The following is a 24353-nucleotide window of genomic DNA, read 5'->3' as shown; positions in this document are numbered from 1 at the left end:
ATACATTAATAGCCGAGTGCGCGCTCGACCGCTCCTAACATAGCTTGATTGTTGAGATAGCGCTGAACATTGTCTAGCAGGGCTTGTCCGGCTGAGTCATTTTGAGTAATAGCTGCAATATGCGGTGTTACCCATATTTGCGGGTGTTGCCAATATGCATGGTCAATGTCTAGCGGCTCTTTAGCAAACACATCAAGAATGGCATAACGTAAGTGCCCCTGATCGAGCAGTTCGACTAAGTCTTGTTCAACAATATGTTCACCGCGGCCAACATTGATCACACTTGCGCCTTTTGGCAGGCAAGATAGTGTGTGGTGGTTTAAGATACCGCGGGTTTCATCTGTTAAAGGTAATAAGCACACTAGAATATCAGTTTGCTGCAAAAATGCAGTGAGTTGCTCTTGACCAGAATAACACTCTACAGTGCTAAGCTGTTTAGCCGTTTTACTCCAACCAGCTACCTTAAAACCTAAGTTAAGCAGGCCTGTCGCGGCCCCTTGGCCTAAATTACCCAAACCCATAATGCCAACTCGAACTTCAGTTGTGCGCTTTTGCGGCAGTTGCTGCCATTGAGCTTGTTTATTCATGTTGACATAAGCGAGGGTGTTTCGATGAATGTTCAGTACAGACATGGAAACGAATTCTGTCATACCTTGTTGAATACCTGGGTCTAGCATTCTAACGATTTGAATATGCTCGGGGACTTCGTTAACTTTCAGTTGGTCAACACCTGCGCCTATTGAAAAAAGGACTTTTAAATTAGGGTAATCTTGTTGGTATTCTCTAGGCGGGATCCAGCAAACCAACATGTCGATAGCATCTTTATCTGCCACGTCTGGCCAATTATGCCAATTAAGCTGTGGCAAATTTTGCGCAAACAATGTTTGCCAATATTGGCCACGTTCTGCCGGACCGCGATAGAGAATATTCAGTGCCATGCCACTTCGTTCCTTGTGTCGCTAACTTACTTAGGATAACGCTGTTTTAAACCGGCATACACCTGCTCGCTGTAGTCAGCCAATGCAATGTCTAAGCTATTAAGCACATCGACCAAGTGCTCATTATCTTCGCGGTCTTGCCATACTTTACTATAACTGCCTTCTTTATAACCGTGGTCTTGACGGAAGAAGTTTAAGACGTTTTTGCCCACATATTGACGATATAACTCGTCTGAATCCATTTCGGCTTGTTCAACAATTTTAATGAATAATGGCACGTCAAAACGTTTGGCTGCACATAAACCGGCCATCAGCTCGAGGTTATCGAGAATGTCTAAGGTGGTAAAATCATAGTCTTTACCATCAAAGCTGACACTCGTGCGCTTAGACGCAAGTTGTTCAGCAATGGTTTGTGCTGATTGTTTAATATCACCCTGATATTCAATAATGATATGGGACAGTGCAAAGTGCCAAATATCCACTAATTCCATCTGCAACTGAGGTAAATCTTTATGCTGGGCCTTCCACCATTTCCAGCCGTGGTGCTCAATACCTTCTACCGATTCAATCATCGCAGCACGCAAGTATGCATAACCTGCTGTTAGCCAACTAGGGTTTACTTTGATATTCATGCTGTCTTGTAAGGCTAGCATAGTGGCAAGTTGGGTAGGTGTTAGCATAGTGGGTCCTGTAAAATAAGGTGGTTTGCAGATAGTTGGGTTTAACTATGCTGCGATAAAGGCTGAGTGCAAGGTCTGTATAATGCTATCTATTTGATCACGAAGTGGGGCATAGATAAAGTATTTTCTGTTATTTTAACGCAGGGATAAATATCAGTGAACCGTGATAGCGAGGTATTTAATTTCCAGTGCGATTTCTTTAAACAGTTTTGGGGTCATAGGGTTAAATTGTGTAGGTATTAAGTTTCGAATGACCTTGGCACTGGCTGTTTCAGCCATGATACGCAAGCCAGTTATAGGCTGCTCTTGCGCTTCTGTTTGCGTCATTATCTGCTCTTGATAATCCTTTTCTATAAAAGGAGACAATGCAGTAACCGGAATGAACACGGATAACCATTTATCGAGCTGTGTTTGACTGTCTAGTTTCAACAAATAATCTGCATTAAAAGTATTTTTGTCTAGCGTACTTTGAGCGCCAAATAAAGCGATAGAAAGATAGACATTGGGCTCGTCAAAGGCCATTAATTCAGCTTCGCTCGTCTGGTCTGAATAGGCTGCCAATAACTGCTCTAAGGTAGGCAAATAAGTCTGCTTACTGTTAATCTTTAGCAGAATGACAAGTCCGCTAATCTGCCCATAATGTAATGGTTGCTCGTGTATATCTGCAATTATGCCATTGCCATGTTGGTGCTCCCAATCACCTAACTTTTTGACTAGGGTGGTGGCGTAGCGCGTGGTATCAACGTTTGATTGAGCATCGGTTTGATAGTTTTCTGGCTGTCGTTTTAAACCAATAAATTCATTGCTAAAGTTTTGGGTGTGATTCCAACCGCCTAGTTTATTGATATCAGGGCCATACAATAAGCGAGCAGGCTTGTCGTTTTGCATATTATGCTCTTGGCCCACTTCTTGGATAATGGGCGGCGTTAGATCATTCTGTTCGGCCCTCGCTTGAGATGCTGGTGTCGCTAAAATCCAAAGGGCGACTATTACACCAATAATTAAAGTGCAGTGGCGATATTGATTAATCTCAAGGTGCATATTTTACCTATATCAGTAGATTTAAATTACGACTTTACTTATCTGCAAGATGAAATGTACAAGCCCAGTCAATAAGTTTTGTTAGCGCAGGGGGACTGCTTACTGTTTTACCAAGATAACCAAAAACAACCTTTATAGAAAGATCTCGGGGCGGTATTATTTTGAGCTTATGCCATCATTGATTAAAGGTCGTGGTGAAAACTGAGTAAGAGTTGACTGATTTTAAATATTATTTGCAGGCGGGCATTGTTTTGAACGACGAAGAAAAGGGCAGTGGATGTGAAATAACAAACATGCTGTGTCAGCGACACAGCATGTCTTGCTAAATTAGGGATTTATTTTATGCTTTTGATAAATTCAATAACAGTGGTCGCTTGACGAGTTTCAGAAAACTCTTCAATACTTTTGCCATTGCAACTTACGTTTTCTAACACCAAGCCTAATGTGCGTTGCTTAGAACTAGTGAAGACACCCACTTGTTTTGCAACAGAGCGTTTAAACAAGTTTAAATCATTATTGACAGCAGCTTGACAAAAACTAGCGAATTCAGTGTCACCAACAAACTTTATATTTTTGGCGTTATTTAGAGCAGCATCTGCATTGAATGACAAGCTAGCAGTGGCAACAACAACAGAAACAAGTAACTTTTTCATATTCAATACCTCGTTATTTAATTAATTCATTTTCACAGAGCTAATATATTCATCAACTCTCGAGCTAAATAGTAATTTAATTACAGAATATTGTTGTTTTTTCTTTGTGGTAGTTTGATTAGACTTTTGTAAAATTAGCGTGTTAATGAATTAACATAATTTAAGTTGCTGATATTTATAGTTTTTATATTTTTAATATTCTTTTTTAATATTTATATATAATTAAAAAAGCTATAAAATTGTGTAATTAAATTACATTTTCGGTTGTTTTTTAGATAAATAAATTAAAATTTAACAATGTTAGTGAAAATTGTGCCGTAAATCTGTGATTTATAGGTCTTAGTGAACCCGAGTAAATAATAAATATTTGCAGAGTAGGGGGAGGATACGATGGTTTTGGCTTTTTAGAGTACTTCTTACTCGCCACCAACATACTGTCCATATCCTATTTTTTCGATTAGGTTTTTTCAAATGGATAAGCTTTTTTAAGGTGTTTAATCGCATCAAGACGGTATTCATTCAAGCGCTGTTTGATGGCTTGCCCTACTAGCCCACTAGCCACAATGGCTTTAACATCCACTTTGGCCGCAGCCAGATAAGCCTGCCATACATAGTCAGAGTTGGGGTAGTCACGATCTTCAAAACCAGTGCGACCACGAGCATCGGCTTCACAAGCAGTAAGAAAATCTTTGAAACGTTGTGGTTTACGCCACGGGTCACACTGATTAAACATTTTTAACAAGGTGCTGGGTTTTAACTCAAAAGCCTTATGCACATGAGAATGAAATTCACTCATTATTAACGCCAGTTCTCTACAATCATTAGGTACTTTGATGCGATCGCAAAGTGTCACTATTTCGGCCAAACCCGATTTTTCATGGCCAGGGTGCGATGGCCAGTGTTCTTGTGAGGTTAGGCCCTTACCTACATCATGCACTAATGCAGCAAAGCGCACCGTTAATTTATCACTTAATTTTTGTGCTTGTTGCAACACCATAAGTGTGTGAATACCGGTGTCAATTTCTGGGTGCCACTTAGCTGGATTAGGAATGCCCCACAAAATAGCCAGCTCAGGAAACCAAATATCTAAGGCGCCGGATTCGCGTAATACGCTTATATAAATATCTGCGTTTTCAGCGCTTAAACTGCGTGCAGTTTCTTGCCAAACTCGTTCTGCACTTAAGTGACTTATTTCCCCTGAACGGCAAATCTCTTGCATTAATGCCATGGTTTGCTCAGCAATGGTAAATCCAATGGAAGCAAAACGCGCAGCAAATCGTGCCACTCTGAACACTCTAAGGGGATCTTCAATAAATGCTGGTGATACGTGGCGCAATAATTTGTTAGCTAAATCTTGTTGACCATTGTAGGGGTCAACAATTTTACTGTTTTCGTCCATGGCCATGGCGTTAATCGTTAAGTCACGGCGTAATAAATCTTGCTCTAACGTCACGTCTTGCGCGGCATAACATTCAAAACCATTGTAGCCCTGAGCCGTTTTGCGTTCAGTGCGGGCTAATGCATATTCTTCTTTGCTTTTAGGATGTAAAAATACCGGAAAATCAGCACCTACTTGCTGATAACCTAATTTGAGCATGTCCTCTGGAGTGGCGCCCACCACAACCCAATCGCGATCTTTGATATCTAAGCCGAGCAGTTTATCGCGAACTGCTCCGCCAACTAAGTAGACTTGCATAAGAGTGTTTTTAGTTTTTATGATTATTTGACCTGAGCATTATGCCTGACTCTATACTTTTTGTATAAATCTAGCCGCATAAAAATCATAACTTGGCGTTTCCCCCTTTGACAAGTGTGTGCTTACTGGTTAGTTTAGCAACGCAACTTCGACAACGGCTGATAACAGTAAAACTATGTATTTGAGTTATTTTGGATTATCGGATAATCCCTTTTCTATTGCGCCTAATCCTGATTATTTATATATGAGCCCGCGTCATAAAGAAGCCTTAGCTCATCTTATTTTTGGCTTACGAGAAAGCGGTGGTTTTGTGATGCTAACCGGCGAAGTGGGTACCGGAAAAACGACGGTGTCACGCAAGTTAATGCAGCAATTACCGCACAATACTCAAGTCGCGATGATCTTAAATCCGACTTTGTCAGCCATTGAACTGCTGGCGACTATATGCGATGAACTGGGCATAAAACACGAAAGTCAGCACCTTAGCTTAAAATACTTTACCGATCTGATACTCGGCAAATTAGCCGCAAACCATCAGCAAGGCATTAATACCATCTTAATTGTTGATGAAGCCCAGCATTTGCAGCCGGAAGTACTCGAACAACTTAGATTATTAACCAATTTAGAAACCCATCGCGAAAAATTACTTAAAGTCGTTTTGATCGGTCAACCGGAATTACAACAATTGCTTAAACGCAATGAATTACGTCAATTAGCTCAGCGTATCACCGCCCGTTATCATCTATTGCCGCTGACCTCATCAGAAGTTAAATCTTATATTGGGCATCGTTTAGGTGTTGCTAATGGTGATATTAGTATTTTTAGTCAAGCGACTATTCGTGCCGCTTTTCAAATTACTGGCGGCATACCTCGGGTGATAAACTTGCTATGTGATCGAGCCTTAACACTTACCTTTACTAAACAACTGCCGGTGGTACAAAAACATATTTTTTATGCCGCTGCTGAGCAAATATTGGGTGCTGATGTTGTTAAACAAAGGGTCGGTAGGTCTTGGACCTACATTATGTTTATCTGTTTTGTTGCTGCTGTTGCAGTGGGCTTTTGGGTAGGACAGCAATATGCATAGTAACTGTATTGCCACTGAAGCCTTGTTGCCTGGCATGGTGATTGTGCAGGTAACTAAACAAAATGGTCCTGTCAAAATCCGTAAATCAGGCCTAGTGACCAGTACTGACATGATCCAAGGATTAATTGAAATGGGCATTCAGGAAGTACAAATAGACCCAACACAAACAGTGGAGATTGAAACGCCGCTAGTACAAAGCTCTTTAACCCTGCAGTTATTGCAAAGCGGTTCCGGTATGCCAAATCGCCAAGATAAGCAGTCACATGACCAATTTAATCGCAGTTTGTTTTTGCCATCAGTACAGGATATTCCCTCAGCTTGGCAATTTTATGCACGGCGTTACGCCTTACTTACTTTGACTATATTGTGCGGGCTTGCCGTGGGTTATGCCGTGGCGTATGTGCCAAACATTTTAAGCTTGCGCAGCCCACTGGTTATCGCTGATGCGCCGCCAACCGAGGCGCTTAAAGGTGGCAACTCAGAGGCTAAAATATTGGAAAGTCCGACAAACACCAATGAACTACCGACTGAAAAAGCCCCATCGGTTTCTACTCCGGCAGGTACCCTACCGGGAGGTACCCTACCGGCAGGTACTGAGGATATTACTGCACAGGATAGTGAAGTTGCTACTGTGGAAGCAGTCGTTCAGCCCCAACCTACTCAAGTTACAACTGCATCAACTCTTGTAGTCAGCCAGTCATCTGTAAATTCGCCTGTTAGCCAGATTATCGAATCGGCTCAGTCTACAGGGCCTAGCTCACAGCCTAATAAAGCAGTGGAACCACAGTTATCGCCAGAGCTAGTCAAGCGTTTTGAAAATGTGATTAAGCAAATGGACAAAGAAGCCGCATCAGGTAATTCTCTGGCAGAGCCTATTGAGAGAATTACGCCGAACGATAGCCAGATAAGACGCTCTCCTGTCTTGACTCCACCGACAAGTGAAACTAGGTCGCAAGACGTCCCAAGAATTGATCAGTTACCCGCTTGGGTGATGAATGAATTACCGAGCATGTCATTTTCGGCACATATGTACTCTTCTGACCCTGCGGAGCGCTGGGTCAGAGTTAATGGTCAAAGAATGTTAGAAGGGGCGCTAATTGATAACAAGGTCAGGATCGTGCAAATTGCTTCTCAGCATGTGATCCTGAATTATCAAGGCCATGAATTTAGCATGTTGTCTATGACAGACTGGTAAACCGTTTTTTCATATAAAGGTTTTCAATAAAAATTGCTGCAGGTTCATGCCAAAATCGTCTGGGTTAATACTCGCTGCTATCACATCGTCAGATTTGGCTAAATCCAAAGGATACGGCTCAGCGCTAATTTTAGTTTGTAAGTCATAAAATACCATGACTACTGGATTGAGAGGGTCGCGTTTATTGCGGCGCAATACCATAGCCAATTTCTCACTATCTAACTTAACCAGTGAACCCACTGGATTAGCGCCAATACACAATACAAACTCTTTAAATAACTGTTGATCAAGACCTGGAATTTCTTCAGCCATTAAGCGTAAGGCGTCAGCTGGTTTGTGCGCGCTACGGTGGGGACGTTTAGTGGTTAATGAATCATACACATCGACGATAGCCGCCATACGGCCATAGACTGAAATGTGTTGTTCAGTTAATTTTGCAGGGTAGCCAGATCCATCTAAGCGTTCGTGATGTAGTTCTATGACTTCTTTACTCACCTCTGAGATAGCATCTATTTTATCAACTAAATCGAGTGCTATTTTAACGTGTTTTTGCATTTTTTGCGTATCAGTCTGGCTAAAATGTTCTGGTTTTTCAGTTAGTAACAAAGGCAACTTCATCATGCCGATATCCATCAACATCGCACCAGCACCCAACTGCCTCATTAGCTCAGGTTCAAAACCTAAATGGCGTGCGAACAAAATAATCAAAATGGCGCAATTAACACTATGTTCTATAAAATACTGATCATTTTCACTCAGCAGAGTCACAATGCTAATAGCATCTTCGTGTTCAAACACCCTTTCTAGCAGGTGCTGTGACACTTCATTTACACTTTGTAAATCTGCCACTTTACCCATAGCTACACGTGTCATTAAACGAGAGTGAATATCTTTGGCCTGTTCATAAATTTTGAGTGAGTGCTCTAGTTGTTTTCCATAGTCCTGATTCGATTCATCTGAACCTAGGCTAAGATTTTTATTTTTGTCAAACATGCTCTTTTTTAAGTCTATTTCAACTTGAATAATACCCTTGGCTACGAGTTTATTAATATCGTCTTGTTTTTTAATTCTGCCACCAGAGGTGACATAAAACTTTCCTTCCTGTTTAACAACTCGAGTGACAAACATGCCAGATTTTAATTCACTTATTTCAATAACTTTTAACATTGTTACTCGGTCTCATTGGTCATTATCAGGGTCATACTCGCCTAGTCTTAGATAGATTAATACTAGCGTCAAGTCGATAATTAATTATGTTAGATAAATTACATATTCTGCTCTAAATCAATATTCTAACGTGCTAAATTAACGCGCCCAAATTCTAGTTTGCGTATTAGCTAGAAGTGTACTGTTTTACATGGAAAAATCTTGATAGATGGAGCTACGATTGAGACAAATAATAACTCAAAAAACCAAAAATTTGTATTTAACGACGATGTATTGTTTGTTGCTGTTCCTCGGCATGAATATAAGTTATGCACAAGTTGAAAGTAAAGATGAGACAGCTCAGCTTATTAAAATAGCCACAGGTGAGAGTTATTTCCCTTTTGTAGATTCGTCTTTTCTGCTTGGAGGTTGGTCAAAAGCTCTGGTAGAGGCAACGTTTTCTTTAATGTCAGTGGAGGTGAGCTTTGAAATACTCCCTTGAGACAGAGGCTTAAAATGGACTCAAGAAGCAAAATCCTTGGGGGCCTTTCCTTATATTGCCTCAAAGCAGCGCAGCGAAAAGTTTTTGTATTCATTACCAATTAACTTTGTACCCGTGCGCTTGTTCGTAGCCTCTGACTCGGCATTTAATCGTATAGAAGATATACATGGCAAACGTTTGTGCATTCCCCATGGCTACAGTATTGGAAAGGCTGAGCAAACCGTTATCGACCAATTTGCAATGAAAATCAATCGAGCCAAAGATGGAATTGGTTGTGTTGGACAAGTGCAGCGAGGTTGGAGTGATGCGGGTTTGACTAACGGTTATATTCAGGCCATCAAACTACGCCACCAAACAGAAACTGAGGATCCAATTAGGATTTTCCCCCAAGCTCTATACTCTGAACCATTATATTTTCTGATCAGTAAATCCTACCCAGATGCGCAATTATGGATGGATAGATTCAATCAAGCGTTTGTGCAATTAGCGGAGAATGGTCAAAAGCAACAGATTGACCAACTCTTTCTTGCAGCCTTGTCAAAACAGTAAGGTTTAAGTCTCTTAAAAAACACATGCAATAAAACCCCGTTTATTTTGAAAACGTTTTCATTTATGTTAAATTTTTGTGTACAATTATTGTCTTGATTGAACTATCGCGCCCATAGCGCAAAGGGAAGCCGCAGTGCAGGAACCAAACACACAATATAGTCTTAGTATTAAAGAAAAAGTCGGTTATGCCATGGGTGACGTGGCATCCAATATTTATTGGCGGGTATTCGACGCTTTTCTCTTTATCTTCTATACCGACGTCTTTGGCTTAGCTCCTGCCGCAGTAGGTACAATGATGCTGGTGACTCGGTTAATTGATGCTTTTTCTGACCCCTTAATGGGGGCAATGGCTGACCGCACACAAACTCGTTTTGGTAAATTTAGACCCTATTTATTATGGGGCATATTGCCTTTAGCCACTGCAGGGGTATTGACCTTTACTGTTCCTGAGTTAAATGAAGGAGGTAAATTAATATGGGCCTACTGTACGTACATATTTATGATGTTGGCATATACCTTTATTAACGTGCCCTATGGTGCTTTGTTGGGGGTAGTAACCGCCGATAGTCAGCAACGTACAACATTAACTAGTTTCCGCTTTATTGGCGCTTTTTCTGGCGGCACATTGGTGGCTTATACGACGCCTAAATTGGTTGCGTTTTTAGGCCAGGGCAATGAGGCGCTTGGCTGGCAATTAACCATGACGGCTTATGGTTTTGTCACCTTGTTTTTATTTGTGATTACTTTTTTGAGCACTAAAGAACGTATCGCACCGCCTGCGGGTCAAAAAACGCCAATCATGCAGGATGTTAAGGATCTACTTTCAAACAAACCTTGGTTGGTGCTGTTTTCATTAGCACTGATTATTATGTTAACCATTACTTTACGCGGTAGTGTCGGTACTTTTTACTTTAAATATTATGTCGGGCGCGAAGATCTTATCGCTGAGTTTTTAACGATTTATATGATTGCTCTAGGTATAGGTGCAGCAAGTACACCTATATTAAGCCGCTTTTTTGACAAAAAAACCTTATTGATTATTCTCATGAGCTTAGTCGCGGTGCTGTCGGCAATGTTCTTTTTTGTGCCAAAAGACGCTATCTGGTTAATGTACACCCTGCAATTTGCTATCGGTTTGTGTTTGGGGCCTAAATCGCCACTGGTTTTTTCTATGTATGCCGATACGGCTGATTATTCACAATGGCGTAATGGCAGGCGCGCAACCGCAATGATTTTTTCTGCGGCCTCATTTTCACAAAAGCTCGGTGGTGCAATAGCTGGCGCGATGATGGGCTGGATGCTGGGAGCCCTAGGTTACGTTGCTAATCAGCAGCAAAATGAGGGCTCTGAACTGGCTATTGTGTTACTGATGACACTTATCCCTGCCGCTTTTGCACTATTAGCTGTTTTTGTTGTTCGTTTTTATTCCCTCTCAGAAAAACAGATCAAGCTGATTCACCGTGAATTAAAATTAGGTGAACAAGATGAACAGTAAGCCAAACACTTATTCCGACATCCTAAGTAGCGAGAACAGTGGGGCTATTTATCGTTTATATAGCCCGACGTTAATGCCAAGTGCCGCTGGTTTTTTGTGGAATAAACGTATGTTGATTCAAGCAAATTGTCGTGGTTATGCCATCGCTCAATTTATGCAACCTGACGCCAGTAAATACGTATCAGGGCCGGCATTGGAAGCTAAGACCTTTATGCAGCCAGAACAGCCCTATTATGCTAATCATCCCGGGCGATTCTTTTATATCAAAGATAATGTTACCAAGCAGTTTTTTTCTGCGCCCTATGAACCCGTGCGGGCACAACTTGCTCACTTTGAATTTATCAACGAAGGACATCAAATCAGTTGGATAGCAGAATGTTTGGATATTAGAGTTACCCTCTGTTTGCGTTTGCCCACTGAAACTGCGATCGAATGCTGGCAATTAAAAGTCGAAAATTTGCAAGAAAATGAGCGCGATATTAGCGTTTACCCTTATTTTCCGGTGGGTTATCGTTCGTGGATGAATCAAAGTGGTTATTTTGATTATGCGCTAAACGCCATTGTCTGTCGCAGTATCGAACCTTATCAAAAAGTAGCAGATTATTTTAAAAATCAAAGTTTGCACGAATTAACATTTTTAGCTTGTGATCGCCCCGCAGACGGCTGGGAGACTCGTCAGCATGTATTTGAAGGAGAGGGGGGCTTGCATGCTCCAAGCGGAGTGACTGACTTAGCCTTAGGCAATGGTCAAGCTAATTATTGTACGCCAACCGCCGTGATGCAGCACAAACTAAAACTGCAGGCTACACAATCAACCCTGCTACATTTTATATTTGGGCCAGCCAAAGACCAACAACACATCGCTACGCTTAAACAGCAATTTTTACTTAAGCCTGAGCAGGTGTTTGCACAACTTGGCCAAGACTATCAGGCCTACCTAGAGGCGGGTAAAGGGGTCATCAATATCCTGACCCCGGACCATGAACTTGATGCTTATGTAAATCACTGGATGGCCCGGCAACTTTACTATCACGGGGACGTTAATCGCTTAACTACGGATCCACAAACACGCAATTATTTGCAAGACAGTATGGGCATGACGTATATCCGTCCACAGGCAACACGAGATGCTTTTTATCTAGCCTTGAGTCAACAAAAAATATCCGGTGAAATGCCCGATGGTATATTGCTTAATGTTGGCGCTGAACTTAAATACATCAATCAAGTGCCCCATACTGACCACTGCGTTTGGTTGCCTATTTGCCTTAAAGCTTATCTTGATGAAACTGCTGATTATGAATTTTTAGAGGTGTTAGTTGGGTTTAGCGATTCACAAGAATTACAGAGTATTGCCCAGCATGTTAGTTTAGCCATGCATTGGTTAGATAAAAGTCGTGATGAGCGTGGTTTAAGTTATATCAATCAAGGTGATTGGTGCGACCCTATGAATATGGTGGGTTACAAGGGCAAGGGTGTTTCAGCATGGTTAAGCTTGGCCAGTGCCTATGCACTAAATTTGTGGGCCGAAATATTACATCAACATCGAGATACCGCCGAACAGGCGTTTTTTGTGCAACAAGCTACAAAAATAAACGAAGCCGTTAACCAATATTGCTGGGTGCAGCGTTGGTTTGCTCGTGGCATCACTGACGAGGGAAGGGTGTTTGGTACCGATAGCGATTCAGAAGGCAAAATATTTTTAAATCCGCAAAGTTGGGCGTGGTTAAGTGGCGCGGCCAATCAGCAACAAACTGAGCTAATGTTAGAGGCAATAAAGCAGCAATTGCATACACCCTGCGGCGCTATGATGTTAGCGCCAAGTTATACCCACATGGTCGAAGATGTTGGCCGTGTTACTCAGAAGTTTCCTGGTACCGCTGAAAACGGCTCGGTATACAATCACGCCAGTGCGTTCTACATATACAGTTTGTATCATATTGGTCAGGCCGATTTAGCCTATGAACAACTTAAATTAATGTTACCTAATCAAAGTGATCTGTTGCGCCGGGGGCAGCTACCTTTGTTTGTACCTAATTATTACCGTGGTGCTTATTATCAGTTTGCTGAAGAGGCAGGCAAGTCTAGCCAACTATTTAATACCGGTACTGTGGCTTGGTATTATCGTATTCTTGTTGAACAATTATTTGGCGTAGTGGGCAATAAACAAGGTTTGAACATTTCACCCCAACTGCCGAGCAGTTGGCCAAGTGCTTTTATTCAACGATCCTTCAGAGGCGCGCTGTTTAATATTCACTTTGAACGTGTTGCAAATGTGAAACAACAACAAATTTTTGTTGAAAATAGCTTAATCGAAGCGCAATGTATTGTCGATTTTGTGGCGGGTGCAGAATATCAAGTCAGGGTGCAACTGCCGTTTAGTGTTAAAACAACACAGGGAGTTGAGTAATGCCTTCAATAGAACAAGCTAATAATACCGGTTTAAAACTTATTATTGTTATGGGTGTCAGTGGTTGCGGAAAGTCCTCGGTAGGTGCAAAAATAGCAGAAGACTTAGGCTATCAATTTATAGAAGCCGATGATTTCCATTCAGCAGAATCTAAACAACATATGGCCTCTGGTAAACCCCTAACCGATGCTATGCGTGAACCTTGGTTGCAATGTTTGACCAAAACAATAACCAGTGAGCCTATGCAAGATAAGGTGATGGCATATTCAGGTTTGCGTCGCAATCATCGGCAACGATTTCGAGATCTGGGGTTTGAAACGTTGTTTATTCATCTTTATGGTGAACAACAGGTTATTGAACGGCGCATGCAGCAGCGTAAAAATCATTTTATGCCAGCTTCACTATTGGCCAGTCAGTATAGTGCCTTAGAATTGCCTCATGCAGAGCCTGATGTAGTGACCTTGGATATTGGTATTGATTTTCAACATATCGTTGAACGTGTACACGCGGTGGTACGCTTAACTCAACCAATGACGTTGACTCGCCAACCTGCATAGTCCAACTAGATAAATCGCTATCGCAAGCACCATCACTGGCATGATGACACCACTTGGGCCATAAACCTCTATTGCGTTGGCAATGAAAAATGAATGGTAGAGTTGTACGATAACGCCAGTCAGTGATATCCAAAGCAGTGGGACGGCATAAGTCTTTTTAAGTGCTAGCGCCATACAACCGAAGGTACCTGCAAAAACAGCACACGCAAAGGCAATCGACACCCACAGTGGAAAATTCAAATAGAGAGCTTGTTCAGCAGAGGGAAGTTGGCTGATTTGCTCAGCTGTCATACTGTATTGCTGAATAAATGCCATCACGCCTAATAAATTCCACACCAATAAAATTAAACTTGTGGGTAAAAACCAGCGAGCAATTGGGGACGTATGAGTGGTAGTGTTTGTCATAATATTAAACCTAGTTTATTTTTGAATGATAAATAACCTTAACTCTAGATAAGTCGTCACTCAAAGCAATTGAATTTGCTCCTATCTGCGTTGGATTTTACACTAACAACCAGCATGTCCTACGAAATTCCGACTTGGTAATCTCAAGACTTTCAGCGCTGAGCCAAAATCTTCAACCAGATATGTAACAAATATAGCTAACATTGCGTTAAACCAATAATTTGCTGGCTAGAAATCAAGCGTATAACTTCCGATTTTTGCCTCTTATCCGCAAAATCATCTAAAACAAGGCAAATAATTGCCGTCAGCGATTAGATAAAACGACGCCTACCTAAGCCGCTTTAATACAATTTCTGCCATTTTGTTTGGCTTGATAAAGAGCGGCGTCTGCTCTAGAAAACAAGATGGAAGAAGTGTCGTTATTTTGGTAGACAGTACTGCCAATGCTGCAGGATACAAGATGCTTTTGTAGCAAGTTATCGGCTCCAACGGCTGCCTTTATGCGCTCAGCAATCAATTGGATGGTGGGTGCATGGGTGTCGGGTAACAAACAGCAAAACTCATCACCACCAAAGCGAAAGGCAAAATCCGAATCTCGCAAGCAGTGAGTCAGAGTTTGAGTAAACGCGATAAGCACTTTATCGCCGTCATGGTGACCATACTGATCGTTAACTTGTTTGAAGTTATCCAAATCTAAAACCAATAAACCAAATGGGCTTTGATGGCGTTCAGCCTGACTAATCAATCGCCCGACAGCCTCATCATAACTGGCGCGATTACCTAAGGAGGTGAGAAAGTCCTTCATCGCAAATTGTTTTATTTTATGGTGTTCAAGGGCATTGTTTAATGGGTTAGAAAAATATAAATGCATTTGTTGTAAAACTTGCCAGTCACTATTGGCTAAGGTACGACTGAAGCCATAGTGAATAACTGCAAAGACCTGCCCATTGCGCAAGCAACTTAAGGTTTTACTCTGGTTTTGAGGGCGCCAAGAGCCTAACGTGATTGATTGATCAGCAAACTGAATTTTGAGTCCATCAATTCTCAACCTGGTTTGAAGTTGTTGAAAATAAAGCTCACTCAAGCGTGATAAATCTATCGTGGTCAGTAATTTATGCATAAACTGATTCACTTCGGTATGGCTCATTCCATGATTGAATTGTTCTAGATTAAAGAAGTTTTCACTGATACCTTCATCATAAAACGGATTGAGTTGTTCCAAGAGACGCTCCTGCCAATATATTGGCGCATAAAAAAACTATGGTATTTCTGACTAGGTATGAGCAAATAGTGTGCCTAGTATATAAAAAGCGACAGAATTAACTGACTAAGGGGGCTAACATGCACGGAAATTTGGCCAACATAGTAATATTGATGGCAGTGGCAGTGGCCGCTGTATGGTTATTTAAACGCATTAATTTGCCGCCTATTTTGGCTTATCTGTTTTGCGGTATTCTTGCCGGACCCGACATACTTGCCTTATTTGAACATCCTGAAGATATGCAAAATTTTGCCGAGCTGGGCATTGTTTTTTTGCTGTTTTCATTGGGTTTAGAATTTTCACTACCTAAAATGTTAGCCATGCGTCACTTAGTATTTGGCGTAGGTTTAAGTCAAATGGTGCTCACTACACTCGTGTTTCTGGTGATTGCCATGCTCTTAGGGTTTGATGGTAAAGCGGCTTTGGTGATAGGTGGCATGGTCGCGCTGTCTTCAACTGCTATCGTAATTAAACAAAGTAGGGACCTTGGCATTATTAACACGCCCAGAGCGCAAATTGCCGTCAGTATTCTGCTATTACAAGATTTAGCCGTTGTACCTTTATTAATTCTCGTGCCCTTACTCGCTGACGATGCCCAACAAAGTTTGTGGTTGGCCATTACCATGGCGCTAATCAAAGGTGTCATCGTGGTGGCGATATTAATGTCGGTTGGCAAATGGATATTACCTAAGTTATTTAGTGAAATAGCGCGCACCCGTACCGATGAATTGTTTGTATTAACGACTATCATGGTGACTCTCTTAGCCGCCGGTTTAGCCTTTTCATTTGGTTTATCTATGGCCTTAGGTGCATTTTTAGCCGGCATGATGTTGGGGGAAAGCCAATACAAACATCAACTTGAAGCGGATATTAGGCCTTTTCGCGACATCTTAATGGGTTTGTTTTTTATCACCATTGGCATGCGTCTTGAACTGCATAATTTGCCAGGGCAATTGCACTGGGCCTTGTTGGGATTAGTGGTTATCATGGGCCTTAAAATACTATTAATTAAGCTCTCAGCTTGGCTAATGGGCCTTAATAAACAAGACGCTTGGGCTGCTGGATTTAAGTTGTGCCAACTAGGCGAGTTTAGTTTTGTACTAGCGGCCTTGGCGGTTGATCACAAAGTATTGAGTACTGAACAAGGTTCATTAGTTCTGACGATTGGCGTGATGAGCATGGCACTTACCCCTTGGTTGGTAGATAAAAGCCACGAGTTTGCCCGGCGTCTTAGCCCAGAAAAAACGCCGCGTGTACTCGGGACAGAGCAACTATTGGCGCAACATCAAGACATGCGTGATCATGTATTGATTTTCGGTTACGGACGAGTAGGGCAATCCGTTAGCCGTTTACTCAAAACCGAAGCCATTCCCTACATGGTAGTTGATGCGGATCCGGTGCGGGTACAAGAAAGTCAAAGCGCGCAAGAGCCAGTTTATTTTGGTGATGTAAAACAGAAAGATATCTTACATGCGGTGGCAATTGAGCGGGCAAAATTAGTCTTGATTACCTTTGATGAACACGAAAAGGCTAAAAGTGTGATTCAACTCATCGCCAGTATGTATCCACAACTACCCATAGTAGTTAGAACTCGCAAAGATTACCGAATGCAAGAGTTACTAGATGCCGGCGCATCACAAGTGGTACCAGAGATATTGGAAGGCAGTTTAATGCTTATCTCCCAAGTCATGCATTTATCTGGCGTGCCAATGTCACGCATAATTAAACGGGTACAAAAAGAGCGTAAAGGTCATTATGGCAATATGCATGGTTTTTTCCCGGGTGAAACCACAGAATTGAATTACAGCGTAAAAGATAAGTTAGAGTTTATGCATGCGGTTATCTTAACCAGCCAAGCTTTTGCCGTAGGTAAAACCATAAATGATCTTGATGCGGAGCGTTTACGCTTTCGTATTAAAGGATTACGCCGTGATAACAATGAAATTGCCGAACCCGAAGAGACGATGGTCTTAGCGGTGGGCGATGTCTTGGTTATAGTGGGCAAACCCCGTCGTGTAGAGCGGGCCGAACGTTTTATACTTGAAGGTCATTAATATGTCACAACCTCAGATACTCCATGCCCCAATGTTGGGAACCATCAGTACTGTGTTAGTTAAACAGGGCGCCCATGTCAATGTTAACCAGCCTCTATTGATTATCGAGTCAATGAAGATGCAGCACACGCTTTATGCTCAATGTGCCGGAGAGATCAGTGACATTTGTTGTGCCCAACAAGAATGTCAGATTGGCGATGCATTAGTGACCATAGCTGTCGATATTAATAGCAAGGTAGCAAGCAACATAGCCGAGCCGCAAAGTACTGCAACATCATCTGCTCAAGCCATGCTGAGCCAGCACCTTGCTGAGCGTAAAAGCCAAACTCTAGACGCTGGACGCGAGCAAGCTGCTGAGCTGCGCCACGCCAAAGGATTTCGCACAGCTAGAGAGAATTTAGCTGCACTGTGTGATGAACAATACTTTATTGAATATGGTCAATTCGCCGTGGCTGCTCAGCGTCTTTCTCGGCCCTATGAAGAACTAAAATCCACCACCGCCGCCGACGGTGTGATTACAGGAATAGGTAAAATTAATCTTGGATTAGTTGAGCAAAGTAAGACTAGTTGTGCCCTGATAATCAATGACTACAGCGTACTTGCCGGAACGCAGGGGTATTTTCATCATATGAAAATCGACCGTATTTTAGCACTCAGCCATGCGCAACATTTGCCCGTTATTATGTTCACTGAAGGCGGCGGTGGACGACCAGGGGACACCGATATCACCACGGTGAATTCAGGCTTACAATGTCAATCCTTCGCCAATTGGGCCAAACTTAGTGGCGTGGTACCCCGTATTGCGGTGGCAAATGGTTATTGTTTTGCAGGCAACGCGGCGCTGTTTGGTGCCGCTGATATTACTATTGCGACCAAACAATCTTGGATAGGTATGGCTGGTCCTGCCATGATTGAAGGGGGCGGTTTAGGTAAAGTCGCTGCCAAAGATATTGGGCCCAGTGAGGTACAAGCTAAAAATGGCGTAATTGACATCTTGGTAGACGATGAGCTGATGGCTGCCCAAGTAGCGCAAAAATGTTTATCTTATTTTCAGGGGCCAATCCAACAAAAAAAGGTAAAAGACGCGGGCGGTGTGCAGCAAAACTTACGCCATGCCTTGCCAGAAGACCGCCGGTTTGTGTATGACGTAAAAACTATTATTAATACCATCGCCGATGCAGATTCTTTTACCGAAATTAAAGCGCAATTTGGTGGGGCAGTCATAACGGGCTTCCTGCACCTAGCTGGCAACCCCGTGGGTATTATTGCCAGCAATTGCAAGGTACTGGGCGGTGCGATTGATATTGAGGCGGGTGAAAAGTTGAGTCAGTTTATGCTCCTGTGTCAGCAATTCACTATTCCTTTATTGGTGCTGTGTGACACTCCGGGTTTTATGGTTGGACCCGAACATGAAAGTCGTGGTGCGGTGCGCCGCCTATCACAAGTGTTTACGGCCGCCGCAAAGCTTACCGTGCCGCTGGTGGCGGTGGTATTACGCAAGTGTTATGGTCTCGGTGCACAAGCTTTATTAGGCGGAAGTACCAGTAAACCCTCTTATACTTTCGCATGGCCCACGGGTGAATTTGGCGCTATGGGTTTAGAAGGGGCAGTTAAGTTAGGTTATAAAAAACGCTTAGAAGCAGAAACTGATCCGGTGGCGCGCCAAGCGTTGTTTGCTAGCTTGTTGGCCGAGCATTATGCTAAAGGTCAAGCACAAGAAGTAGCCAGTGTCTTGGAGATAGATGCGGTGATTGATCCCGCTGATACGCGTCAAACACTGTTGCTGGCGTTTAATTTCACTTTATTCGCTTAATTTAGCAATGCGATAGGCATCAAGTACTCCAATAAGCCAACATACCAAGAGCATCCAGCTTGCCACACTTAACATAATGCCGCCCTCAGTGGCTAATTCTGTCGACACCGCAGCGCTTATTTGCTCAACATCTAAGGGGATCTTACCGTGCATGATTTTGTCACTGATTGAGTTGGCGGTAACAACAGCACTTACGATCAATTGATATAAACAAGCACTTGAGGTCAGCACAAGTATCCATGCCATAACTTTGCGTTTAAGAAAAAAATGCCCTGCGCCAGGAAACACCAACGCTGCCAATAATACCGCGCGACTGGCCCTACTCAATCTATGCTCCTTTTTATATGGAAAAATACCGCTCAATATTAAGCTACTTAGCGGTATTTATCAGACTTTATTTGGAGGCGCCAATCAGGCAAAAGTTCACTATCTAAAATAGCGTGATTTCTGTTTTTACTAGTCCCTGTTTATTTTGCGCATTGATAGTTCAAATTATTTGAACTATCAATGCAAAATGTTTCGATTTTTTCTGTTAACTAAGCAGTTTATATTTTACTCAACAGCAATGTCGCTGAACATAACAGATTGGACATACAGTTTAAAAAAATTAAGGTATCAACATGAATAAACAAATATTTGCACCATTAATTTCATCCGACGCAGGTTTTTCTCCGTTAGCATTGCGTATACCCATTGGTATTATATTTATGGCCCATGGGGCGCAAAAACTGTTTGGCGCTTTTGGTGGTTACGGTTTGGAAGGAACGGGTCAATGGATGGCGTCAATTGGATTAGAGCCGGGATATTTAATGGCGTTGATGGCCGGCAGCGCAGAGTTTTTTGGCGGCTTATTCATTTTGTTGGGTTTGCTCACTCGCCCCGCAGCTGCAGTTTTAACCTTAACCATGATTGTCGCGATTGCCAGTGTGCACTTGGCCAATGGACTATTTATGGCCAATAACGGCTATGAATTTGGCTTAGCTTTGTTGGCAGCCTCGGTTTCCTTGTTGCTTTCCGGTTCAGGCAATATTTCGGTCGATAGATTATTAAGTAAAAAACTGGCCTAATAAGTCAAACGAAAGGAGAAAAAAATGATAGAACTTCGCGCAGCAAAAGACCGTGGTGTGGCTAATTTTGGCTGGTTAAATAGCCACCATACCTTTTCTTTTGGCTCCTACCATGATGACAAACACATGGGGCACTCGGCCTTAAGAGTTATCAACGATGACACCGTAGCACCAGGTGCCGGCTTTGGTACCCATGGACATCGAGATATGGAAATAATTAGTTTTGTTACCCAAGGCGTTATTGCACACAAAGACAGTATGGGTAATGTACAGAAACTGCCTAAGGGCGAGTTTCAGTTAATGTCAGCGGGCAGCGGTGTGACCCATAGTGAATTTAATGCTTCGGATACCGAGGTGTTAAAATTTCTACAAATTTGGGTTGTGCCTGACAGTCATGGCGGTCAGCCGGGCTATCAGCAAAAGGACTTTGGCCAAAACCAAGGATTAACGCCAGTGATCACTCCAACGGGCGAAAATGGCACCTTGAAAATCAGGCAACAAGCCACTATCAGTCAGTTATATCTGCAAGCTAATACGCAAGCGCAATTGGTATTTGCCCAAGGGCGTAAGGGCTATGTGCACATTGTACAAGGTAGTCTGAATTTAGATGGCCAGACATTAGATGCTGGGGATGGCGCTAAACTTACTGATATTAGTGAGCTGACGGCCATTAACTCAGCAGATATTGCTCTGGTCGCATTGGTATTTGATTTGCCTTAAATTGATTAGGGTGGGTGAAATAAAACTATTGTTTGTTTCACTCTTTTTTGTTTTGAAATAAGGATGACCATGCGCAACGCTTTAACACTCGACGCCATCAGGGTACTAGAAGCTATCCATAATCGTGGTAGTTTTGCCGCGGCGGCTGAAGCTCTGTTTAAAGTGCCATCGGCGATTACTTATACCATGCAAAAACTAGAGGCAGATTTAGGCGTTCCTTTGTTTGACCGCAGTGCTAAACGCGCGGTGCTGACACCAGCGGGCAAGTTGGTGTTAGAAGAGGGCAAGGCTTTATTGCAAGCCAGTGCCAGACTTGAAGAAAAAGTCCATCAACTTGAGTCTGGCTGGGAGGCTAAACTGACGATAGCCAAAGACACCATTATTCCCGACCGCATCCTGTTTGATATCATCGGGCGCTTTTGCTTGCTTGATAAGCAGGTTGAAATTACCGTTATTGAAGAAGTTTTGGGCGGTGGCTGGGATGCCTTGCATACCAAACGGGCAGATATTGCTATTGGTCTTACCGGTGAATTACCCAAAGGTCAATTTAGTCTGCATGAAATGGGCACGTTTGAATTTGTCTTTGCAGTAGCTAAGGATCATCCCTTAGCTGATTTTATTGGTTTACTCGAAACCCATGATATTAATCAATATCCCACCATCATTGTGGCCGATAGCTCGCGTACTTTGCCGGGACGTTCTTCAGGATTATTTGATAGCAAGCAACAAATTCGAGTGGGCAGTATGCAAAGTAAAATTCAGGCACAAGTCCAAGGTATTGGTGTGGGCTTTTTACCCTTGCATCTTATTCGTTGTGAGTTAGCGGAGGGGGTATTAGTTGCTAAAGCATGCGCAATCCCAAGGCCTCCAGTGCCAGTTTATTTTGCCACTGAAAAAGGCAAGTTGGGCAAGGCTCTTGATTGGTTTAGCGAAGAGTTAAAACAACAAAGGTGGTTTGAATGAAATATGGCTTTAATCCTTGTTGTTAGTGGGCCTCTGCAAGGGCTAATATTATGGCTCACCGGCGAGCTCTACCATAGCGGCCGTATACATTTTTAAATTAAGGACAAATTGCTCAACGCTAACAAATTCGTGTTCTGAGTGCCCAGTGTAAGGTTTGCCCGGCATTGCTGGGCCAAAAACGACTGCGGTAGGAAATAAACGCGAATTAGTTCCGGCACCAATCGAAATAGGTTGTGCATCTTTAATGCCAGTGTAATGAGCAAATACTGCCAGTAAGGTCGGCACTTGTGGCGCATCCGTTTGCACAAAAGGCTCTGAAATATCCACATCAATATTCAGTAAATTGACTTGGTTTTTTTGCTGCCACTGGATGAGGGTTTGATTAATTTCTTCAGTCAACTGTTCGAGTGTTTTGCCCCTTGGCTGGCGCAAATTAATACTTAATTCAATCCCATGATCTTTTTGTGTCAACACTGTCGGTGCGACTGTCATTGGCCCCATAAAAGCGTCTTTGAACGCAATTTTGCCAAACAGCTCTCCATAAATGCCAGTACCTAAGTGAGTATTAATAAAATTGACCAGCGCACCTGATGCATTATTAGGCCAGTGTCTGTCAGACAATAGCGCAGCTAAATGTGCGATAGCATTTTTGCCATGCTGTGGTTCAGAGGAGTGCGTAGATTTACCAAGGGCGGTGATAATGAGTTCATCGTCATGCCAGTCATAGCTGTATATCATGCCTTTTTGCTTGGCAGCCTGAGTGATTATTTTCTCTAACAAGTTGCTATTAGCATGTGCGATAATTGCTTGTGCATCTTCGGGTATCTGGCTGGTAAAAAAGCCGCCACTAAAACTCTTAATGTAAGGCTTATCTGAATTGAGCACTTTATTTGGGAAGGTCATTTTTACCGTGCCGTAACCCTTTTCAGCAGTTACTACTGGGTAGTTGGCATCAATAGTAATGTTCAATTGTGGCATCGGGTGGGTTTTAACAAAGGCTTCTAAAGGTGCCCAGTCAGATTCTTCCGCCATGTAAACATACAGCTCAATCCGTCGCTTCAAACTAATTTCTTTATCTTTTATAGCTTTCATCGCATACATCGCGGTGGATATGGGACCCTTGTCGTCTTCAGCACCACGGGCCAAAAGTATACCAGGCTCAGAAGTCGCATCTAATTCAAACGGTGACTTAAGCCATTTTGATGGATCGGCCGGTTGCACATCGCCGTGGGTGATGAGCCCAAGTCGTTCGTCGCTCTGACCTAAACCAATCACCACGACGTACCCATAATCGCTAAAATCTAGTCCAAGCTGATCGGCTTGACGCGCCAGCTCCTGCTTAAAGCCTTGATGCACTGGATTTTCAGGCGATGGCAGACCCTCAACTGCAACAGTATTGAAACTAACTAGTTGCGCCAAACTTTCAGTCATGGCCTGTTGATAGGTTGCGCTGGCATAGTCAGCAGTAGATTGTGCTAAAGAGCTAACAGCAACAGGAACCGACTCTTCAGCAGTCAGAGATAAGGAATGGCTTAAAGAGAAAGCAATAAAGAGCAGTAACAGTTTTTTGAACATAGGAAAATCAACAAAAATGTCATTAACATAAAGTACCAGTTGAAAGTGTGCCAAACAAGCAGTCACCCAAGAATAACTGGCATTTATAACGCCCAATTTATGTAACCTGAATACCACCCGATAACTTATTACTGATAGCCTATTTAGACACCCATCATAAACTGGCAAAAAAACAGTTTTGAACTACGCTTTAAAGGTTAAAACAACCACGGATGGTCTGTCATGCCGCAATCACGTCAAAGCCAAATCAGTCTTATTGATACTCCTTATTATCACTGTGTCTCGCGCTGCGTTCGTCACTCTTTTTTGTGTGGCCGAGATACTGTTACCGGCCAAAGCTATGAGCACCGCCGCGGCTGGGTAGAGGGGCGTTTATTGTTTTTATCTTCCCTCTTCGCTATTGATATTGCGGCCTATGCGGTAATGAGTAATCACACGCATGTGGTGGTGTATGTGGATAAAGCGCTGGCACAAAGCTGGTCAATGGAAGAAGTGGTTAGGCGCTGGCATGGTTTACACAAAGGCACGCTGTTAACACAGAAATACGCT

The 24353-nt window shown here is 42.7% G+C and carries 22 protein-coding genes and 1 pseudogene; 13 read left to right on the top strand and 10 right to left on the bottom strand.

The features are described from left to right. Positions 1–5: 5 nt before the first annotated feature. The 5 genes from ABKW31_RS09290 to ABKW31_RS09270 all read right to left on the bottom strand — a co-directional run bounded on the left by ABKW31_RS09290 (position 6) and on the right by ABKW31_RS09270 (position 5008). The gene (locus ABKW31_RS09290; RefSeq protein WP_348616062.1) at positions 6–938 is read right to left on the bottom strand and encodes a glyoxylate/hydroxypyruvate reductase A; all 933 of its coding nucleotides are present in this window, start codon (positions 936–938) and stop codon (positions 6–8) included. Positions 939–964: 26 nt separating this feature from the next. After that, entirely contained in the window at positions 965–1618 is a 654-nt protein-coding gene (locus tag ABKW31_RS09285; protein WP_348616061.1) for a dUTP diphosphatase, read from the bottom strand. A gap of 153 nt (positions 1619–1771) precedes the next feature. Further along, a complete protein-coding gene (locus tag ABKW31_RS09280; protein ID WP_348616060.1) occupies positions 1772–2659 on the bottom strand; it encodes a hypothetical protein in 888 nt (295 codons plus the stop codon). A gap of 335 nt (positions 2660–2994) precedes the next feature. Further along, positions 2995–3312 carry a hypothetical protein gene (locus ABKW31_RS09275; protein ID WP_348616059.1) on the bottom strand — a complete coding sequence of 106 codons (318 nt, stop codon included), beginning with the start codon at positions 3310–3312 and terminating at the stop codon, positions 2995–2997. Between the two features lie 457 nt (positions 3313–3769). Then, the gene (locus tag ABKW31_RS09270; RefSeq protein WP_348616058.1) at positions 3770–5008 is read right to left on the bottom strand and encodes a multifunctional CCA addition/repair protein; all 1239 of its coding nucleotides are present in this window, start codon (positions 5006–5008) and stop codon (positions 3770–3772) included. Between the two features lie 175 nt (positions 5009–5183). Between ABKW31_RS09270 and ABKW31_RS09265 the strand changes: the two genes are divergently transcribed. After that, positions 5184–6095 carry an AAA family ATPase gene (locus ABKW31_RS09265; protein ID WP_348616057.1) on the top strand — a complete coding sequence of 304 codons (912 nt, stop codon included), beginning with the start codon at positions 5184–5186 and terminating at the stop codon, positions 6093–6095. After that, positions 6088–7290 carry a general secretion pathway protein GspB gene (locus ABKW31_RS09260; protein WP_348616056.1) on the top strand — a complete coding sequence of 401 codons (1203 nt, stop codon included), beginning with the start codon at positions 6088–6090 and terminating at the stop codon, positions 7288–7290. Before ABKW31_RS09265 ends, ABKW31_RS09260 begins: the two co-directional genes overlap by 8 nt. Positions 7291–7299: 9 nt before the next feature. On the opposite strand, the gene ABKW31_RS09255 is transcribed toward ABKW31_RS09260, so the two are convergent. Beyond that, the gene (locus tag ABKW31_RS09255) at positions 7300–8457 is read right to left on the bottom strand and encodes an HD domain-containing phosphohydrolase (protein WP_348616055.1); all 1158 of its coding nucleotides are present in this window, start codon (positions 8455–8457) and stop codon (positions 7300–7302) included. A gap of 220 nt (positions 8458–8677) precedes the next feature. Between ABKW31_RS09255 and ABKW31_RS09250 the strand changes: the two genes are divergently transcribed. From ABKW31_RS09250 to ABKW31_RS09230, 5 genes are all read left to right on the top strand, one after another. Then, positions 8678–8938, top strand: coding sequence for a hypothetical protein (locus tag ABKW31_RS09250; RefSeq protein WP_348616054.1), 261 nt, complete (start codon positions 8678–8680; stop codon positions 8936–8938). A 36-nt stretch (positions 8939–8974) separates the two neighbouring features. Next, positions 8975–9487: a transporter substrate-binding domain-containing protein gene (locus ABKW31_RS09245; protein WP_348616053.1), complete on the top strand. Its 513-nt coding sequence runs from the start codon at positions 8975–8977 to the stop codon at positions 9485–9487. A 133-nt stretch (positions 9488–9620) separates the two neighbouring features. Continuing rightward, positions 9621–10982: an MFS transporter gene (locus tag ABKW31_RS09240; protein ID WP_348616052.1), complete on the top strand. Its 1362-nt coding sequence runs from the start codon at positions 9621–9623 to the stop codon at positions 10980–10982. Next, positions 10972–13389, top strand: a complete 2418-nt coding sequence (locus ABKW31_RS09235) for an NdvB protein (protein ID WP_348616051.1) — start codon at positions 10972–10974, stop codon at positions 13387–13389. Before ABKW31_RS09240 ends, ABKW31_RS09235 begins: the two co-directional genes overlap by 11 nt. Continuing rightward, entirely contained in the window at positions 13389–13946 is a 558-nt protein-coding gene (locus ABKW31_RS09230) for a gluconokinase (protein WP_348616050.1), read from the top strand. Before ABKW31_RS09235 ends, ABKW31_RS09230 begins: the two co-directional genes overlap by 1 nt. On the opposite strand, the gene ABKW31_RS09225 is transcribed toward ABKW31_RS09230, so the two are convergent. Beyond that, positions 13908–14351: a hypothetical protein gene (locus ABKW31_RS09225; protein WP_348616049.1), complete on the bottom strand. Its 444-nt coding sequence runs from the start codon at positions 14349–14351 to the stop codon at positions 13908–13910. The genes ABKW31_RS09230 and ABKW31_RS09225 overlap by 39 nt on opposite strands. 331 nt (positions 14352–14682) lie before the next feature. Continuing rightward, positions 14683–15573: a GGDEF domain-containing protein gene (locus tag ABKW31_RS09220; protein ID WP_348616048.1), complete on the bottom strand. Its 891-nt coding sequence runs from the start codon at positions 15571–15573 to the stop codon at positions 14683–14685. A 119-nt stretch (positions 15574–15692) separates the two neighbouring features. Here ABKW31_RS09220 and ABKW31_RS09215 point away from each other — a divergent pair, with 119 nt between their 5' ends. Continuing rightward, on the top strand, positions 15693–17666 hold the full coding sequence (locus ABKW31_RS09215) for a cation:proton antiporter (RefSeq protein ID WP_348616047.1): 1974 nt from the start codon (positions 15693–15695) through the stop codon (positions 17664–17666). Between the two features lies 1 nt (position 17667). Then, positions 17668–19479: a carboxyl transferase domain-containing protein gene (locus tag ABKW31_RS09210; protein WP_348616046.1), complete on the top strand. Its 1812-nt coding sequence runs from the start codon at positions 17668–17670 to the stop codon at positions 19477–19479. On the opposite strand, the gene ABKW31_RS09205 is transcribed toward ABKW31_RS09210, so the two are convergent. Then, positions 19468–19806: a hypothetical protein gene (locus ABKW31_RS09205; RefSeq protein ID WP_348616045.1), complete on the bottom strand. Its 339-nt coding sequence runs from the start codon at positions 19804–19806 to the stop codon at positions 19468–19470. The two genes, ABKW31_RS09210 and ABKW31_RS09205, sit on opposite strands and share 12 nt — an antisense overlap. 293 nt (positions 19807–20099) lie before the next feature. Here ABKW31_RS09205 and ABKW31_RS09200 point away from each other — a divergent pair, with 293 nt between their 5' ends. From ABKW31_RS09200 to ABKW31_RS09190, 3 genes are all read left to right on the top strand, one after another. After that, positions 20100–20546 (top strand): DoxX family protein, encoded by a 447-nt coding sequence (locus ABKW31_RS09200; protein WP_348616044.1) that lies wholly within the window; start codon positions 20100–20102, stop codon positions 20544–20546. Between the two features lie 24 nt (positions 20547–20570). After that, complete coding sequence (locus ABKW31_RS09195; protein ID WP_348616043.1) at positions 20571–21266, top strand: pirin family protein; 696 nt, start codon at positions 20571–20573, stop codon at positions 21264–21266. Between the two features lie 69 nt (positions 21267–21335). Further along, the gene (locus ABKW31_RS09190; protein WP_348616042.1) at positions 21336–22229 is read left to right on the top strand and encodes a LysR family transcriptional regulator; all 894 of its coding nucleotides are present in this window, start codon (positions 21336–21338) and stop codon (positions 22227–22229) included. Between the two features lie 48 nt (positions 22230–22277). Here the strand turns inward: ABKW31_RS09190 and ABKW31_RS09185 are convergent, their stop codons facing one another. After that, entirely contained in the window at positions 22278–23858 is a 1581-nt protein-coding gene (locus ABKW31_RS09185) for a dipeptidase (RefSeq protein WP_348616041.1), read from the bottom strand. A 168-nt stretch (positions 23859–24026) separates the two neighbouring features. Between ABKW31_RS09185 and ABKW31_RS09180 the strand changes: the two are divergent. Further along, positions 24027–24353, top strand: a pseudogene (locus ABKW31_RS09180) (transposase); the annotation flags it as partial.

This window comes from Paraglaciecola sp. 25GB23A (assembly GCF_040012495.1).
GTDB lineage: Bacteria > Pseudomonadota > Gammaproteobacteria > Enterobacterales > Alteromonadaceae > Paraglaciecola.
Note: the sequence above shows the minus strand (reverse complement) of the source record. Positions and strands in the feature narration are given on the sequence as shown.

Excerpts from the sequence above, each read along its gene's own strand:
- ABKW31_RS09290 (WP_348616062.1), bottom strand. The coding sequence starts at position 938 with ATGGCACTGAATATTCTCTATCGCGGTCCGGCAGAACGTGGCCAATAT.
- ABKW31_RS09285 (WP_348616061.1), bottom strand. The coding sequence starts at position 1,618 with ATGCTAACACCTACCCAACTTGCCACTATGCTAGCCTTACAAGACAGC.
- ABKW31_RS09280 (WP_348616060.1), bottom strand. The coding sequence starts at position 2,659 with ATGCACCTTGAGATTAATCAATATCGCCACTGCACTTTAATTATTGGT.
- ABKW31_RS09275 (WP_348616059.1), bottom strand. The coding sequence starts at position 3,312 with ATGAAAAAGTTACTTGTTTCTGTTGTTGTTGCCACTGCTAGCTTGTCA.
- ABKW31_RS09270 (WP_348616058.1), bottom strand. The coding sequence starts at position 5,008 with ATGCAAGTCTACTTAGTTGGCGGAGCAGTTCGCGATAAACTGCTCGGC.
- ABKW31_RS09265 (WP_348616057.1), top strand. The coding sequence starts at position 5,184 with ATGTATTTGAGTTATTTTGGATTATCGGATAATCCCTTTTCTATTGCG.
- ABKW31_RS09260 (WP_348616056.1), top strand. The coding sequence starts at position 6,088 with ATGCATAGTAACTGTATTGCCACTGAAGCCTTGTTGCCTGGCATGGTG.
- ABKW31_RS09255 (WP_348616055.1), bottom strand. The coding sequence starts at position 8,457 with ATGTTAAAAGTTATTGAAATAAGTGAATTAAAATCTGGCATGTTTGTC.
- ABKW31_RS09235 (WP_348616051.1), top strand. The coding sequence starts at position 10,972 with ATGAACAGTAAGCCAAACACTTATTCCGACATCCTAAGTAGCGAGAAC.
- ABKW31_RS09230 (WP_348616050.1), top strand. The coding sequence starts at position 13,389 with ATGCCTTCAATAGAACAAGCTAATAATACCGGTTTAAAACTTATTATT.
- ABKW31_RS09225 (WP_348616049.1), bottom strand. The coding sequence starts at position 14,351 with ATGACAAACACTACCACTCATACGTCCCCAATTGCTCGCTGGTTTTTA.
- ABKW31_RS09215 (WP_348616047.1), top strand. The coding sequence starts at position 15,693 with ATGCACGGAAATTTGGCCAACATAGTAATATTGATGGCAGTGGCAGTG.
- ABKW31_RS09210 (WP_348616046.1), top strand. The coding sequence starts at position 17,668 with ATGTCACAACCTCAGATACTCCATGCCCCAATGTTGGGAACCATCAGT.
- ABKW31_RS09200 (WP_348616044.1), top strand. The coding sequence starts at position 20,100 with ATGAATAAACAAATATTTGCACCATTAATTTCATCCGACGCAGGTTTT.
- ABKW31_RS09195 (WP_348616043.1), top strand. The coding sequence starts at position 20,571 with ATGATAGAACTTCGCGCAGCAAAAGACCGTGGTGTGGCTAATTTTGGC.
- ABKW31_RS09190 (WP_348616042.1), top strand. The coding sequence starts at position 21,336 with ATGCGCAACGCTTTAACACTCGACGCCATCAGGGTACTAGAAGCTATC.